Below are 15,252 nucleotides of genomic sequence, written 5' to 3'. Positions count from 1 at the left end.
CATAATTCTTATCTTATTCATAATAAAAAAGGACATTCTATTATGAATGTACCTCTTCCTTTTTTACAAGCTCTTTCATATACTTCATTAATTCTACATTTAATTCTTCATTTTGTAGTGCCATTTCAATCGTTGTCTTAATAAATCCAAACTTTTCTCCAACATCGTAACGCGTACCTTCAAAGTCATAAGCAAATACACGCTGAACTTCATTTAATCGTTGAATTGCATCTGTCAATTGGATTTCCCCACCAGCACCTGTTTGTTGATTTTCAAGGAACATAAAGATTTCTGGCGTTAATACGTAACGTCCCATAATCGCTAAATTTGATGGTGCCGTTCCTTGAACTGGCTTCTCCACAAATTGACGTACTTGATAACGACGATTATTTTGTTCAACCGGATCAATAATACCGTAACGATGTGTTTCGTTTTCAGACACTGTTTGTACACCAATAACTGAAGACTTTGTACCTTCATATTGATCCATTAATTGACGCAAGCATGGCGTTTCTGCTTGAACAATATCATCACCAAGTAATACTGCAAATGGTTCATTTCCAATAAACTTACGCGCACACCATACTGCGTGTCCTAGCCCTTTTGGTTCTTTTTGTCTTATGTAATGAATATTAATTTTTGAAGAAGCTTGTACTTTTTCTAGCATTTCATGCTTCCCTTTTTCTAGTAAGCTTTGCTCCAATTCAAAAGAATGATCAAAGTGATCTTCAATGGCGCGTTTTCCTTTTCCAGTAACAATAATAATATCTTCAATTCCTGATTCTATCGCTTCTTCTACTATGTATTGAATTGTTGGTTTATCAACAATTGGTAACATTTCTTTAGGCATTGCCTTTGTTACCGGTAAAAACCTTGTCCCCAGTCCCGCAGCTGGAATAATTGCTTTTCTTACTTTTTTCAAATCTAGTACCCCCAAAATATATTATTATATCCATATGTAGAGATAACAAAAACCCTACTTATAGGGTCGTCTTTACAACTCTATAAGTAGAGTTTCTATCATAAATAAATTATGGGCATCTAACCCATCCTCACGTCATACTCCCGACGACAAGCGTCTAAGGTAGGTTCGAAAATAAATTTTCTACCCACAGCACGACCGAGTGCCCCCATTGATAACGGTTAGGAGACATCACCAATTCTTATTTAAAAAATACCAAACAATTTTTTACGACGAATTTGTTCTGGATCTTCTTTGTAAATTGCCTTCCCGCTAATTAATAAGTACGGATTTTCTTTCAAATCACTCATAACATTCATTCCAAATTCTTTCTCAATTAGTTCATAGCTTTCTGCTAAATGAAATCCTCTCGATGTCGTGTTATGCGCATCTGATGCGATCATATGTGTTAAATTATGTTCCACAAGCTGTAATGAGAATTTTTTAATCTTTTTACCAAATTTCCCAAGCAAACTACCTGCTGTCACTTGTGTTAATGCACCTTTATTTACAATGTTATATAACTTATCTGGCCGCTCGATTAACTCGGCATTACGTTCTGGATGAACGATAATTGGAATCATTCCTTTTACACGTAATTCGTATAACAATTGTTCGGCATAACGTGGTACGTGATTCGATGGAAATTCAATGAATATATATTTATTTGTTTCATTTAAAGTAACGATTTTACCAGCTTCATAGTCTTCTAATAAATCACCATATAATCTGACTTCTTGCCCAGGTAAAATGGTAAGTGGAATATTATGTTGTTGTAGTTCATCATTTAGTTGTTTTACGTGATGAATAATTGAGGTACGTTCATTTACATATTTGCCATTTTGATGGTGCGGCGTTGCGACAATTGTATGTATTCCTTCTGACACGGCTTGTTGTGCCATCGCTAAACTATCGGTCACTATCTGTGCACCATCATCGATACCAGGTAAAATGTGACAATGTAAATCTATCATTTGTTTCATCCTCCCTCTCTCCTATAAAGATCTTTTTTCCCTTGAATATGAGATATATCTCATATTCAAGGGAAAAAAGGAGATATGTTTTTACCATATCTCACTTTAAAATTAGTTTGCACCGTAGTAATAATATAAGCCTTCTTCACGTTCACGATCATTCAGAACAACGCCCAACAATTTACCTTTAGCCGATTCTAACAATCCTTTTGCTTTTACTGCTGTTTCTTTCTCTGTTGATTCACTACGAACAACAAGAATAGAAGCATCACATACATTTGCCATAATTTGTGCATCTGTTACAGCTAAAATTGGCGGCATATCAAAAATAACTAGATCGTACATACTATATGCTTGTCCAAGAAGTTCTTTCATTGATTTTGAGCCTAACAATTCGGCCGGGTTTGGTGGGATTGGGCCACAAGCTAAAAAGTGTAGATTATCTACAGATGTCGTTTGTACACATTTTTCTAAATGTTCACTATGTGTTAATACGTTCGTGAGTCCAAAAATATTATCTACTTGGAACATTTGATGCATTGCTGGTTTACGCATATCTGCATCAATTAATAATACTTTTTTTCCTTGTTGAGCAAACACAACTGCCATATTGGCTGTCGTTGTCGTTTTCCCTTCACTTGGGTTTGCAGACGTAACCATTAATGAATGTAAATTCGTATCAATAGCTGCAAATTCAATATTCGTTCGAATATTACGATATTGTTCTGAAATTGGTGATTTCGGTTGTTGATGAGCAATTAATTGACGGCGTTGACGATGATTCTTTTTCTTTTTAAATAAATTAAGAGCCAATTGTTTGTCCCCTCACTTTTCTTGATGATGGAGCGTGTGATTTCACGTTCATTGTTTCTTCATCCATACGAGCTACAATTCCTAATACTGGTAAGCCAAGTAAGTTCTCTACATCTTCTTCTTTTTTAACCGTGTTATCTAAGTATTCTAATAAAAATGCAAGACCAACTGAAGCCATTAAACCAACAACGAAAGCAATTGCTACATTTAACATTGGACGTGGTTTAATTGGAGATTGATTTTCTGCAACTTCTGCTTTAGATAGCACTGTTACGTTATCAACGTTCATAATTTTTGCAACTTCACCTTTAAATACATCTGCAGTTGCATTCGCAATATCGCGAGCTAGTTTTGGATCTTTATCCTCAGCTGTTACAGAGATTACTTGTGAATCCTTTTCATTCGCAACATTAATCTTTCCTGTTAGCGCTTGAGATGTCATATTTAAATTTAATTTTTCATTCACTTGTTCTAAGATTACTGGACTTTTAATGATAACCTTATATGTATTCGTTAATTGAATATTCGTTTGAATTTCACCAGCTTGGAACATCGCACCCTCTTGTTTCTTCTGGTTAACAAGAATTTGCGTCGAAGATTGATATATTGGTGTCATGAAGAAAAAGCTAATGATAGCACTTACAATAGCTGCACCAAAGGCGATTACGAGGATCATTGCTAAACGTTTTTTTAAGATATGAAATAACTCTTTTAAATTAATTGTTTCTTCCATAAGTTCCTCCAACTTTCTAAAATTTACACATAGGAAAAATTATAACATATAAATCTTACATTTTTTATTTTTAATAATTCAGTTCTATATTTGTTCACAAGAAACAAGTTTAATCTTACAAAATAATCTTAAATATGACAACACATTCCAATGATTTCCCAAAAATTTTATCATATCATGCTTTTTACACTGTATAACTTGATAAATAATTTTCAGAAAACAAAAAAGCCAACAAAAATTTTGTTGGCTTTTTATATTTTAGTAATAACCATACTGCTCTTTTTCTTCTCTTTTATCGTTTAAAACGACTCCAAGTAGTTTGCCTGATGCTTTATCTAATATTTGTTTCGCTTTTACGATTTTATCTTTTTCCGTCTTTTCACTGCGTACAACGAGTACGATTCCATCACATTTATTCGCAAGTATTTGTGCATCCGTAACCGCAAGGACAGGTGGTGTGTCGATTAATATAATATCAAACATGTTATATGCTTCTAGTAATGCATCGTCCATTGCCCTGCTCCCTAATAGTTCTGCTGGGTTTGGCGGGATTGGACCTGCTGCCATTAAGTATACGTTCTCTATATCTGTTTTTTGAATGCATTGCATAAGTTTTGCTTGTCCTGATAATAAGTTTGTTAAGCCATTTGAACTATGAATGGCAAATAAGTTTTGTATCGTCGGCTTACGCAAGTCAGCTCCAATTAATAAAACTTTCTTTCCTTGTTGTCCGAAAACTACTGCTAAGTTTGAGATTGTTGTCGTTTTCCCATCACCTGGATCGGCCGAAGTAACAATAATAGAACGAACATGATTATCTACAGATGTAAACTCAATGTTTGTACGAATGTTGCGGTATTGTTCTGTAATACGCGATTTAGGCTCTTTATGTGTAATTAATTGTCGTAATGGTTTTCTTTTCTTTCTCCCGAACATATTCATAATCTCCTTTTGTGAAATGCGACATTTCCCTTTTCTCTCTCTTATGCTCGATTTCATACGTCTAATTAATATTCTTGCTGATTTCCCCACATTTCATCATAATCAATAACATCCTACTTTGTCTTACTTAAGTACCTTAACAATATGACAATGCCTTTATTTCTTTATTACCTTTATCACTTATCCTGTTTTCTAAATAAATAATAAAGTAAGTATATGGTAATTACCATCTATTTACAAGATATTTTCTGATTAGTTTGTACATTATCGTTTCATCGTTATATAGCATAAATTAAAAAATCCCCTTGTCTTTTCACAAGGAGATTTTTTAGTACTATCTATTCTTTTTTATCACCAATCGCAAATGTAATTTCTGCCTCACATGCAACTTCACCATCTACTGTTGCGATTGCTTTTCCTTTTCCAATTGGGCCGCGTACGCGTGTCATTTCTACTTCTAGACGAAGCTGATCACCTGGGCGTACTTGTTTTTTGAAACGGCAATTGTCGATACCTGCAAAGAAAGCAAGTCTTCCGCGATTTTCTTCTTTCTTTAATACTGCAACTGCTCCGACTTGTGCTAATGCTTCTACAATAAGTACACCAGGCATAACTGCATAGTCAGGGAAGTGTCCGTTAAAGAATTCTTCGTTTGCGGATACATTTTTAATCCCAACCGCTCTTTTGCCTTCATCTACTTCTAATATTTTATCAACAAGTAAAAATGGATAGCGGTGAGGAATGATTTCTTTAATTTGTTCTATATTTAGCATGTAACAATCGCCCCTTTTGTAATATTGGTCTTACCACTTGGACATATTGCTATTATCCCATTTTGTTTATTGTTTGTCATTACAAAGTAACATTTTATATTTAGTACAACTTCCTAAAAAAAAATGCACACACTCTATTCCATTAAAATAGTTGCACATTTTTGCAACTGACACGGAGGTGGAAAGGAGTGTATGCCCAAATTAGGGAAAGGCAATATGTATTGAAACATTATTTGCCTTAATGTCGTATTCGACTCATTATATTATAAACGTTTTCAATTAAGGAAATATTAAATTTAACCATATATATGAATATTTTACCTGTTTCCTTCATATTTCTCTATTTTCCTTCCATTTTCGCAAAAAAACAAAATAAAAAAATATAAAAACGAAAAAAAGAACTAAGGCGTCAGCCTTAGTTCTTTCAAATTATCTCAAAGCACGCTTTGGTAATCTGTCGATATTCTCTAACATAATACCTGTACCAACCGCAACGCAGTGCATTGGGTTTTCAGCAATTAATACTGGTACTTTTAGTTCTTCTGCTAGAAGCATGTCGATACCGTGTAGTAAAGCTCCACCGCCTGTTAGAATAACACCGCGGTCGATGATATCTGCAGATAATTCTGGTGGTGTGCGCTCTAATACGCCTTTTGCAGCTTGTACAATAACAGCTGCATTTTCTTTTAATGCTTCTGTAATTTCTTCAGAGCATACTGTAATTGTACGTGGTAAGCCTGTTACCATGTCACGTCCGCGAATTTCAAGCTCTTCGCTACGTGCACCTGGGAATACTGTACCAACTTTAATTTTAATATCTTCTGAAGTACGTTCTCCGATTAATAGCTTATACTTACGTTTAATATAGTTTAAGATCTCCATATCAAACTTATCGCCAGCCATTTTGATAGAGGAAGAGGTAACAATATCACCCATAGATAGTACAGCGATATCTGTTGTACCTCCACCAATATCAACAACCATGTTACCGCTTGGTTGGAAGATTTCCATACCAGCACCCACTGCGGCTACTTTTGGTTCTTCTTCTAAAAATACTGTTTTACCACCTGAACGTTCAGCAGCTTCACGAATTGCTTTTTGTTCTACTGATGTAATATTTGTTGGACAACAAATTAAAATACGAGGTTTTGAAAAGAAGCTCTTTACGTCCAATTTGTTAATGAAATACTTTAACATTGCTTCTGTAATTTCGAAGTCTGCGATTACACCATCTTTAAGTGGACGAATTGCTACAATATTACCCGGTGTACGTCCCACCATACTTCTCGCTTCTTCACCTACTGCTAATACTTTACCACTATTACGATCAATTGCCACAACAGATGGCTCATTTAATACAATACCCTTACCTTTAACATGAATTAATACGTTAGCCGTACCTAGGTCAATTCCGATATCTCGCGCAAACATTCCCGTTTTTTCCTCCTCGATATTCAAAATCAGGTTACACCCGAATTCTTTTCACCTAATTTCTGATTTTATCATAAATTTAACAGAAACGTAATATTCGCAAAAAGAATTCTTCTGAAAAATATTACCGAATGTGAACGGAATGTTTGCTACTGTAACATTATTGACGTACAGGCTTCTCTACATCTTCTTTTCTATACTTTTGCTTTGTTGCTTCTCCACCTCTTAAATGACGAATAGACTTATGATAATCAAGAATTTCTTTCACTTCATTTGCGAGCTCTGGATTAATTTCTGGTAGACGTTCTGTTAAATCTTTATGGACTGTACTCTTTGATACCCCAAATTCCTTTGCAATGACACGCACTGTCTTTCTTGTCTCCACGATATACTTACCAATCTTGATAGTTCTCTCTTTGATGTAATCGTGCACACCACTCGCCTCCCTAATTTGGATGTGAGAAGGGTGAAATGAGCCTCGCTGCATATGACTAAGAAGTAAGTGTGAGTGCTGTTTGTAAGCGTTAAACATTCTTGGATTTATAATGAAATGATTCACGATTTCTCACCTCAAACACTCTCTTTGCTTTGGTTTATACCATTGTATTGCCCGCACTACTGATATATGCTACATGTTCACTATTTTTGCGGACTAAGTTAAGAAAAATTACGTTTTTTTGTGAGAAATACGTTAAAACTGACTATTATGGCCAAAAAAATGACACCTTGTATAAAAGGCGTCATTCTTCTCGTTCCAATTCTTCTTCTAACAACTGATGGTGGGGAACCTCTTTCTTACCGGCAATATAATAATATAAAGTGAATAAAACAAACAATAAAATAATAGCAGTCGACAGAACAAACAAAAATGACACAGTATCCCCTCCCTTTTGTAATATATATTCGAGAATCTCGTCATTTTTCCTTGTTTTTACAACTTTTTTCTCGAAATTGATTATTTTTATATAAAAATAAAAAAATCAATTCTCTTGATGAGAACTGATTTTTTCACTTTATTATTCTTGTGAAGAAGAATTGTTAGATGATTCTGTAGAACCGTTTGTTGATTTTTCTTCTTTCTTCGGTTCTTCTTTTTTGTCACTAGTTGAACCGCTTGTTGATTTCTCTTCTTTTTGAGACTTGTCTTCTGTTTTATTTTCTGGTTTCGTGCTCGTTGACTTCTCTTCTTTTTGAGATTTGTCATCAGCTTTTTTACCAGAAGCATTCGTAGCCTTTGCAGCACCTGCATCAGCTTTAATTTCTGTTACTGATTTATTTAAGTAACGTTCAGGGTTCACAGCCACATTGTCTTTACGTACTTCAAAGTGAACGTGAGAGCCTGCCTCTTTATTCATTGCACTTAGACCGGATGTTCCTAATACTTCACCTTGTGCAACTCTTGCACCTTTTTCTACTTTCACACTGCCTAAGCTTTGATAAGATACCGCTACACCATTTCCACTATCAACTGTTACAACATAACCAAGAAGTGAATCTTTTTCAGCTTTCGTTACTGTACCACTTAAAGCAGCGGCAACATTGAATTCTTTTCCATTCTTCGCAGCAATGTCAATTCCTTTGTTTGGGGAATATGTGTTGTTATAAAAGACAAGTGCTTTTTCTTGTTCCGCCTCAGTTGCTGCATCTTCATAGAATTTCTTTTGTACGACTACTTCCGCATTCGCGGCTGCTGGCATTTTCACTACTTCTGAAGATTTCGTTACTGGTACTGCTGGATCTTCCGATTGTGTATACGGTGTTGCTTGATCGTGGTTTGGAGTCTTCTTCGGATTAGCTCCTTGGAACCATAGCGCAACCATTAAGATTACCGCTGCACAAGCAATGTATAGTGCCGGAAACACCCATCTTTTTTGAAATAAATGTACTACCTTTTGCGACTTTTTATTATTTCTTCCTCGCATTCCATCATCACCTCAGCAATCATTTTGAACAATATTCACGTATCCTATACAACGTATAACTAATTACTTTTCGACAAAATTTGTAAAAATATGTATAAGGACTGTAAAATTTCCGAGGAAATGATAGAAAAAAGAAAAAACTGAGCGTTTCGGCTCAGTTTTTAGTCCATTTGTTTTTTCTTATATACGATTAAACATGCAATAAGCGCAATAATAAGCCACACTCCAACATTTAATACATGCCCACTAATACTACTAAACCCAGCTCCACCTACTAAGCTGTTAAGTGCTTTCACAATATGAGATGTTGGAAGATATCCAATCATCGTCTTAATTACTTTATTTTCAACCATTGGCTCAAACTGTACAGCCAAATACATCGTCATTAATATCGGCATTCCAATTATTGATGTTTGTGGTACAGATGCAGCTAACAATCCAATCATTGTTCCAATCACAATAAATAGAATTGTTCCACATAAGAAAATAAATCCTAGCAATAATAGATTTCCACTGAATTGATCCAAAATAAATAAGTTCACAATACAAATGCCCAATGTCAAACATGCTGTTAATATACTTTTTCCAAATAGAACTTCAACCGAAGATGCCGGTGATAGCATCAATACACGCAGTGTATGTTTTTCTTTTTCTTCTGCAATTACCATAGATTGAACAAAGCCTGCGACAAATAGGAAGGCCGTTATAGTAGTAATGCCTAACATTTCCTTTCCCACTCCAAATCTTCTAAACAAAAATGAAAGTATAATTGGTAAAAATGCCATCAACAACACTTGTGAATTTGTCTTAAAATCTTGTACTTCTTTTCTAAAAATAGCTGATACACGTTTCATTGAAAAAGTCATTATAATCCCCTCCCAGTAACTTCAATAAAGATATCACCTAGCGTTGGTTCGTGTGAATGAATGGATAGTAATTCTCCTTTGTTCATCCATTCTGAAATACGTTTTGCACCTAATTCATCTTTTTGCACTACTGCTTTTTGTTTATCTTTTAATACGACCTCTATTTGATCCTTAGCGTATTGTAAGCGTAGGTTCTCTGGCGTATCAAGCACTACAATTTCTCCGCTACAAAGGAAGGCAATGCGGTTACAAAGCGTTTCTGCTTCATCCATGTTGTGAGTCGTTAAGAAAATCGTCGTTCCTTCTTCATTTAAGTCTTTTAAGATTTTATGAATGTTTTGTACGTTTACTGGATCGAGTGCAGATGTTGGTTCGTCTAAGAAGAGAATATCTGGTTTATGAAGGATTGCTCTTGCTAGTGTGACGCGTTGCTTCATTCCCTTTGATAGTTTCTTTACTGGTGTTTTTTTATCATCTAATAAATTTACTTGTGCTAGTACTTCATTGATTCGTTCTTTTTTGCAATCATATAAGTCACAAAATAATAGTAAGTTATCATAAATGCTAAGTCTTTCATATAAGCCGCTGTTATCTGTTAAAATACCAATTCGTTTGTAATCGATGCTACTTGGTCCTGTAATATCTTTCCCTAATACTCTTACCGTTCCAACACTATGAAGCAATTGAGAAGTTAAAATTTTTACTGTTGTCGTCTTACCAGATCCACTCGGTCCGAGGAATCCAAAAATCTCTCCTTGCTTCACCTCAATATTTACATTTCGAAGTGCCGTTTTTCCACTGAAACTTTTCATTACATCTTTCATTTCAATTGCCAATGTCATTTCTTCATCCCCTTTGTTTTTCTTCTTTATAGATGAAAGTCGCTTTAGCGCTTTTCGTTTGTTTGTTTCGCTTTTCTTGACTCAATCATATGAAAAACAAAGGGTTTACGCAGTAAAATACCGGTAAAAGGAGTATTTTTACCGGTGAATGAATCGCATGTTGAGCTTATTGGAGCACTTTTTATAGCCCAATCACGCCTTTTAATTCATCCATTCGTCCTTTTGAAAGTGGAATTGAACTTTTTCTTTCGTCGTCTAAAATTAAGCTAAAACTGTTACGAGTCCAAGTAATCACTTCTCGTACTCTTTGTAAATTTACAAGGTACGAGCGATGACATCTAAAGAAACCAAAACCTGTTAATCTCGCTTCTAGTTCACTTAATGTTAAGGCGCATACGAAATCCCCTTCACGAACGTGAATATGTGTTACTCCGTTTTGCGTTTCAATGAAATGGATTTCCATCGGATCAAGTAAAATGATTTTATCGTTCACTTTCGCAGGTATTCTTTCTAACTTCATTTGCGGAATCATTTGAATGACTTTTTCTTCATCGACTTCTTCCACTTCCTCTTGCTCAATTTCTATCTTTTTCACACCATCGTTGTTTAATATGTATACATCCTCTGTTAACGAAAGGGCATCCGATAGAAATGATGACGTAATAAAGATTGCCTTTCCTTGTTCTTTCATTTTCATGATTGCTTTTCGAATAATAACCGTACTCTCTGTATCTACATTTTGCTCTGGCTCTTCCAAAATGACTAGATCCGGATTATGAATCATAATTCGTCCAATATGAAGACGACGCTTCTCTGAAAATGATAGTTTTTCTATCTTAACGTTTAACTTATCTAAAAGACCGACATATTGTACAATTTCTTCCGTACTCATATTCGATTCATAAAGACCTAGTAAAAACTTAAAGTATTCCTTCACCTTCAAACGATCATATGCCTCATCTTTCAAAAAACAAAAGCCGATGCGAGAATAATTTTTCTTTCCAATCGCTTTACCTTCAAATAGCACATTGCCAGTTGAAGCTTCTTCCTCACCAATCATAATACGGTGCAACACTTTAGCTGTATGGTTATTACATTGCAAAACAATACATTGTCCTTTTTCAACCTTTAGCTCAATTGCCGGTAACTGGTTCGTCTTCCCTAATTGTTTCAACTCCAGTAGCGCCATTCCGTCTCCCCCAAATACTTTTTATCCTATTATACCAAACAATTAATGGAAAATTATGATATTTCAAGCAAAAAAATAGATGCCAGGGAGTCCTGACATCTATTTCTTCACCATCAATTTCCCTTCATAATCATTCATCGTCTTTATTTCAACGCCTTTATAGTAATGGGCGACGATATCTGTATATTTCTTGCCTTCTGCTGCCATGCCGTTCGCCCCGTATTGACTCATACCAACGCCGTGACCGAAGCCTTTCGTTGTAATGATGATTTTATCTCCTTGTTGTTTCCACGTGAAATCAGAAGAACGTAAATCTAACTTTTCACGAACTTCTTTTCCTGTTAATGTTTTTCCTTGAAAAGCTACATCCTTTACGCGCTTTCCTTCCGTAAGGTCTTTAATGTTTCCAACCTTCCCGTCTGCTAGCACTTTCACACCGAGACGTTTTTGAAAATCAGCTACTGTAAAAGTTTGCTCGCTCGTAAACTTTGGTGAGGCTTGATCCCACGGACTATCTACACTTTTCAAGTACGGATAATCATTTCCCCAATAGTCAGCTGCATTTTCTGTTCGACCATTACTCGTTGAAAAGAAGGATGCTGAAATTGGTTTTCCATCATATGTTAAAACTTGTCCTGCTGTTTTCGAAACAGCTTCTTCGATTTTCTTCAAATTATTTTCGTAGTTATTGCCCCATTGCTTCTTCAATTCATCTTTGCTTTTGTACACTTGATCTTTCACCGTATCTGTCACGTCTGCATTATTTTTCTTTCCTCCGCTTAGCATACGTTGTACTACAAATGTTCTTGCTGCTAATGCCTGTGCCTTTAGTGCCTCTATTTCAAAACTGGCATTCATCTCAGAAGCTACTACACCGGTCACATACTCCTCCATAGGTAATGATTCTACCTTCTTTTGTTTCTCACGATATACAGCAACTTGAACAGCTGTATCTACTTTTCCTGGAGCTGGTATACTTTCTATCGCTGGAGGAGTTTTAGAGGCCGTTTCTTCCCCTACTTTTGCTTTCGCAAATGGGATAACAAGGGCTGCAGGTACAATGATAACGAGCGCTATTAAGAGCGCTACTGTAATAAAAAGTGGCTTTGAAAATTTCATCCTATTTTTCCCCCAATATAAAAGCTTTACTCCATTCATTCTTATGGAACAACTCTTTCTTTTAGAACACACTTAAGGGGAAGAGCATACAACGGAAATTTTCTAAATATTTTTACTGGTACGTGCATAAGTATAGAATTTATTGACTATAACAGTAATAACCCAAAAAAAATAGCCCCTATGTCAAAAGACATAGCGACTATTTCAATTAAGCGTGAAGATCAGAAACTTCTTGTTCTTTCACTTCTTCTACTTTTTCGTTTACACGTTCAATAGTTGCACCTAATGCAGCTAATTTCTTATGGAAATCTACATAACCACGGTCAAGATGTTTTAACTCAGTTACACGAGTATAACCTTCTGATACTAAACCAGCTAAGATTAATGCAGCTGCAGCACGTAAATCAGTTGCGCCTACTTCAGCACCTTGTAAGCTGTTTGGACCGTTCATAATAACAGAACGACCTTCAATTTTAATATCAGCATTCATACGACGGAATTCTTCAACGTGCATAAAGCGGTTTTCGAATACCGTTTCTGTAATCATGCTTGTTCCATCAGCTTGTAGTAATAATGCCATCATTTGTGATTGCATGTCTGTTGGGAAACCTGGGTGAGGCATAGTTTTAATATCAACCGCTTTTAACTTATCTGGGCCGATAACACGTACACCTTCATTTTCCTCAATAATTTTAACACCCATTTCTTCCATTTTCGCTGTAATTGAGCGTAAATGTTCAGGTACAGCATTTTCAATTAAGATGTCTCCACCAGTAATTGCTGCTGCAACCATGAATGTTCCCGCTTCAATACGGTCAGGAATAATAGAGTGGTTTGCACCATATAATTTATCAACGCCTTCGATACGAATCGTTCCAGTTCCAGCTCCGCGTACTTTCGCTCCCATCGCATTTAAGAAGTTAGCTAAGTCAACGATTTCTGGTTCTTTCGCTGCGTTTTCAAGAATTGTTGTCCCTTTTGCTAATGTAGCTGCAGACATAATGTTTTCTGTCGCGCCTACGCTTGGGAAGTCTAAGTAGATTTTAGCTCCTTTTAGTTCTCCCTCAACATATGCCTCAACAAAACCGTTACCAACCTGTACTTTTGCTCCCATTGCTTCGAAGCCTTTTAAATGTTGGTCAATTGGACGTGAACCGATTGCACATCCACCAGGAAGTGCAATACGAGCACGACCGTTACGTGCTAATAATGGTCCCATTACTTGAACAGATGCACGCATTTTACGTACATATTCAAATGGTGCTTCAATGTTTAGTTCTTTAGAAGAATCGATTGTTACTTGATTATTTTCAAATACGACTTCAGCATTTAAATGACGTAATACCTCATTAATTGTGTATACATCAGACAAAACTGGTACTTCAGATAGTACATTCTTTCCATCACTCGCTAATAGGGCTGCAGCGATTATAGGTAATACAGCATTTTTTGCGCCCTCAACACGCACTGTGCCGTTTAACCGCTTTCCGCCACGGACGATGATCTTTTCCAAATTATTCCCCTCCGTGTCCTTTTTTCAGTATCTATTCACTCAATACTCAGAAGTTATGATCGGTGTGCCAACCACAATTGTATCTTTGTTGTCTGTAGAACGTATTGCTATTTGCACATTTATTTTCTCTCTATTTGTTGAAAGAGCGTCATCCCACTTTTTATTGTATGCGGAGACTGACACAAATGCTCTTTCTTCTACTTGTTCGATCGCTCTTGCTGAAAGATCTTTCAAAACCTGATTGGTTTTATTTTGCAAAACACCTTCAATCTTATCATTCAGTACACCTTGAACACAAGTGTAAATTATAGGTTTTTCACTAAAAATTTTATTTACTTTTTGAACATACTTCGGGTCCCATTTCGCCCCACTTACTTCAAAGATAATGAAAGTGTTTTCTTTAGTATTTTCTTTACTCCAAGTTACTACTACTCGTTCTTCATGAGAAGCAAACTTTTTATAGGATGTAGCTTTATATCCATCTGGAGATTGCTCTACTTCCCACTTTTGAATATTTGCCTTGTCCTTCACATTGTTTAACAACTTTTGAAACGTATGTATATTAGAAATTGTTTTTGTTTCTCTAGCTAACCATGACCATTTTTCTACTTTAGCATCATTTTTCTCTAAAGCCTTAATCATGCTCTCCATTTTCTGTTCATCGCTTATCGGTTTCATCTCTCTATATCCAACCAAAAATAAAACAACACTAAGTGCAACAATAAGAATGGCTTTAAGCTTCAATTTCATCCCCTCCTATCCCCATTGTTAACGGAGATTTGAGGTTCTATACACTTACTTTACTAAATACGTTAAACTCTTCGAATAGCCTAAATAATCAAGGAAAAAGTTACTTACAGATGTCCCAATTGCAATTGTAATTAAGATGAGTAATACTCGCGTCTGCAGCACTTTTCCGGACTTCATTAAACGCTCAATGTGAATGCCTTGCAAAGCCCACCACGTAATGGTAATAAACAATAAATGCGAAACAATGGCAATCAGTGCTTGTTGCCCTAAAAGTTGTGCCAAAAAATCGACCCCTTTTTACTCAGCTACTACTTATGAAAGAATATAAAAACGATACCATAATAAGTAGGAGCCACACTTTTTCAAATGCACATAGACATCTTACATTTTACATCGTGATTTTCTTTCAAAAAACGTATATCTA

At 35.7% G+C, this 15,252-nt stretch carries 17 protein-coding genes; all 17 read right to left on the bottom strand.

Going from position 1 to position 15,252, the window contains the following annotated elements; genetic code table 11:
• Positions 1-40 precede the first annotated feature (40 nt).
• The 17 genes from galU to ACQRBL_RS27375 all read right to left on the bottom strand — a co-directional run bounded on the left by galU (position 41) and on the right by ACQRBL_RS27375 (position 15,110).
• Positions 41-922: a UTP--glucose-1-phosphate uridylyltransferase GalU gene (gene galU, locus ACQRBL_RS27455; RefSeq protein WP_097988147.1), complete on the bottom strand. Its 882-nt coding sequence runs from the start codon at positions 920-922 to the stop codon at positions 41-43.
• A gap of 245 nt (positions 923-1,167) precedes the next feature.
• The gene (locus tag ACQRBL_RS27450; protein WP_097988154.1) at positions 1,168-1,935 is read right to left on the bottom strand and encodes a tyrosine-protein phosphatase; all 768 of its coding nucleotides are present in this window, start codon (positions 1,933-1,935) and stop codon (positions 1,168-1,170) included.
• A gap of 111 nt (positions 1,936-2,046) precedes the next feature.
• Positions 2,047-2,748 carry a CpsD/CapB family tyrosine-protein kinase gene (locus ACQRBL_RS27445; protein ID WP_001207145.1) on the bottom strand — a complete coding sequence of 234 codons (702 nt, stop codon included), beginning with the start codon at positions 2,746-2,748 and terminating at the stop codon, positions 2,047-2,049.
• Positions 2,738-3,481, bottom strand: a complete 744-nt coding sequence (locus ACQRBL_RS27440) for a YveK family protein (RefSeq protein ID WP_097920054.1) — start codon at positions 3,479-3,481, stop codon at positions 2,738-2,740. The genes ACQRBL_RS27445 and ACQRBL_RS27440 overlap by 11 nt, the downstream gene beginning before the upstream one ends.
• A 258-nt stretch (positions 3,482-3,739) precedes the next feature.
• Positions 3,740-4,417, bottom strand: coding sequence for a CpsD/CapB family tyrosine-protein kinase (locus tag ACQRBL_RS27435; protein ID WP_141526289.1), 678 nt, complete (start codon positions 4,415-4,417; stop codon positions 3,740-3,742).
• A gap of 344 nt (positions 4,418-4,761) precedes the next feature.
• On the bottom strand, positions 4,762-5,196 hold the full coding sequence (gene fabZ / locus ACQRBL_RS27430; protein ID WP_000931959.1) for a 3-hydroxyacyl-ACP dehydratase FabZ: 435 nt from the start codon (positions 5,194-5,196) through the stop codon (positions 4,762-4,764).
• A gap of 429 nt (positions 5,197-5,625) precedes the next feature.
• Complete coding sequence (locus tag ACQRBL_RS27425) at positions 5,626-6,627, bottom strand: rod shape-determining protein (protein WP_000457978.1); 1,002 nt, start codon at positions 6,625-6,627, stop codon at positions 5,626-5,628.
• A gap of 160 nt (positions 6,628-6,787) precedes the next feature.
• On the bottom strand, positions 6,788-7,060 hold the full coding sequence (gene spoIIID, locus ACQRBL_RS27420; RefSeq protein WP_000544012.1) for a sporulation transcriptional regulator SpoIIID: 273 nt from the start codon (positions 7,058-7,060) through the stop codon (positions 6,788-6,790).
• 307 nt (positions 7,061-7,367) lie between these two features.
• Positions 7,368-7,502, bottom strand: coding sequence for a hypothetical protein (locus tag ACQRBL_RS27415; RefSeq protein WP_000008903.1), 135 nt, complete (start codon positions 7,500-7,502; stop codon positions 7,368-7,370).
• A 141-nt stretch (positions 7,503-7,643) separates the two neighbouring features.
• Positions 7,644-8,549 (bottom strand): M23 family metallopeptidase, encoded by a 906-nt coding sequence (locus tag ACQRBL_RS27410; RefSeq protein ID WP_001214923.1) that lies wholly within the window; start codon positions 8,547-8,549, stop codon positions 7,644-7,646.
• A 161-nt stretch (positions 8,550-8,710) separates the two neighbouring features.
• Positions 8,711-9,415, bottom strand: coding sequence for an ABC transporter permease (locus tag ACQRBL_RS27405; protein WP_411995835.1), 705 nt, complete (start codon positions 9,413-9,415; stop codon positions 8,711-8,713).
• Complete coding sequence (locus ACQRBL_RS27400; protein ID WP_098257015.1) at positions 9,415-10,257, bottom strand: ABC transporter ATP-binding protein; 843 nt, start codon at positions 10,255-10,257, stop codon at positions 9,415-9,417. Before ACQRBL_RS27400 ends, ACQRBL_RS27405 begins: the two co-directional genes overlap by 1 nt.
• A gap of 181 nt (positions 10,258-10,438) precedes the next feature.
• Positions 10,439-11,446, bottom strand: coding sequence for a LytTR family transcriptional regulator DNA-binding domain-containing protein (locus ACQRBL_RS27395; protein ID WP_043935875.1), 1,008 nt, complete (start codon positions 11,444-11,446; stop codon positions 10,439-10,441).
• A gap of 99 nt (positions 11,447-11,545) precedes the next feature.
• Positions 11,546-12,565, bottom strand: coding sequence for a stage II sporulation protein D (spoIID, locus tag ACQRBL_RS27390; RefSeq protein WP_048564282.1), 1,020 nt, complete (start codon positions 12,563-12,565; stop codon positions 11,546-11,548).
• Between the two features lie 208 nt (positions 12,566-12,773).
• Positions 12,774-14,078 carry a UDP-N-acetylglucosamine 1-carboxyvinyltransferase gene (murA, locus tag ACQRBL_RS27385; RefSeq protein ID WP_000411275.1) on the bottom strand — a complete coding sequence of 435 codons (1,305 nt, stop codon included), beginning with the start codon at positions 14,076-14,078 and terminating at the stop codon, positions 12,774-12,776.
• Positions 14,079-14,117: 39 nt separating this feature from the next.
• Positions 14,118-14,822 carry a YwmB family TATA-box binding protein gene (locus ACQRBL_RS27380; RefSeq protein WP_404977865.1) on the bottom strand — a complete coding sequence of 235 codons (705 nt, stop codon included), beginning with the start codon at positions 14,820-14,822 and terminating at the stop codon, positions 14,118-14,120.
• Between the two features lie 51 nt (positions 14,823-14,873).
• Positions 14,874-15,110 carry a DUF1146 family protein gene (locus tag ACQRBL_RS27375; RefSeq protein ID WP_000057889.1) on the bottom strand — a complete coding sequence of 79 codons (237 nt, stop codon included), beginning with the start codon at positions 15,108-15,110 and terminating at the stop codon, positions 14,874-14,876.
• Positions 15,111-15,252 lie beyond the last annotated feature (142 nt).

Source organism: Bacillus sp. AF62 (assembly GCF_050312695.1).
Taxonomy (GTDB): Bacteria; Bacillota; Bacilli; order Bacillales; family Bacillaceae_G; genus Bacillus_A; species Bacillus_A cereus.
The sequence above is the reverse complement of the archived record's forward strand: the minus strand, read 5'-3'. Positions and strand labels throughout refer to the sequence as shown.

What these genes read in the sequence shown, in the direction of transcription:
- ACQRBL_RS27400 (WP_098257015.1), bottom strand. Translation starts at nt 10,257, where the DNA reads ATGACATTGGCAATTGAAATGAAAGATGTAATGAAAAGTTTCAGTGGA.
- ACQRBL_RS27425 (WP_000457978.1), bottom strand. Translation starts at nt 6,627, where the DNA reads ATGTTTGCGCGAGATATCGGAATTGACCTAGGTACGGCTAACGTATTA.
- ACQRBL_RS27440 (WP_097920054.1), bottom strand. Translation starts at nt 3,481, where the DNA reads ATGGAAGAAACAATTAATTTAAAAGAGTTATTTCATATCTTAAAAAAA.
- ACQRBL_RS27435 (WP_141526289.1), bottom strand. Translation starts at nt 4,417, where the DNA reads ATGTTCGGGAGAAAGAAAAGAAAACCATTACGACAATTAATTACACAT.
- ACQRBL_RS27395 (WP_043935875.1), bottom strand. Translation starts at nt 11,446, where the DNA reads ATGGCGCTACTGGAGTTGAAACAATTAGGGAAGACGAACCAGTTACCG.
- ACQRBL_RS27450 (WP_097988154.1), bottom strand. Translation starts at nt 1,935, where the DNA reads ATGATAGATTTACATTGTCACATTTTACCTGGTATCGATGATGGTGCA.
- fabZ (WP_000931959.1), bottom strand. Translation starts at nt 5,196, where the DNA reads ATGCTAAATATAGAACAAATTAAAGAAATCATTCCTCACCGCTATCCA.
- spoIID (WP_048564282.1), bottom strand. Translation starts at nt 12,565, where the DNA reads ATGAAATTTTCAAAGCCACTTTTTATTACAGTAGCGCTCTTAATAGCG.
- ACQRBL_RS27410 (WP_001214923.1), bottom strand. Translation starts at nt 8,549, where the DNA reads ATGCGAGGAAGAAATAATAAAAAGTCGCAAAAGGTAGTACATTTATTT.
- ACQRBL_RS27405 (WP_411995835.1), bottom strand. Translation starts at nt 9,415, where the DNA reads ATGACTTTTTCAATGAAACGTGTATCAGCTATTTTTAGAAAAGAAGTA.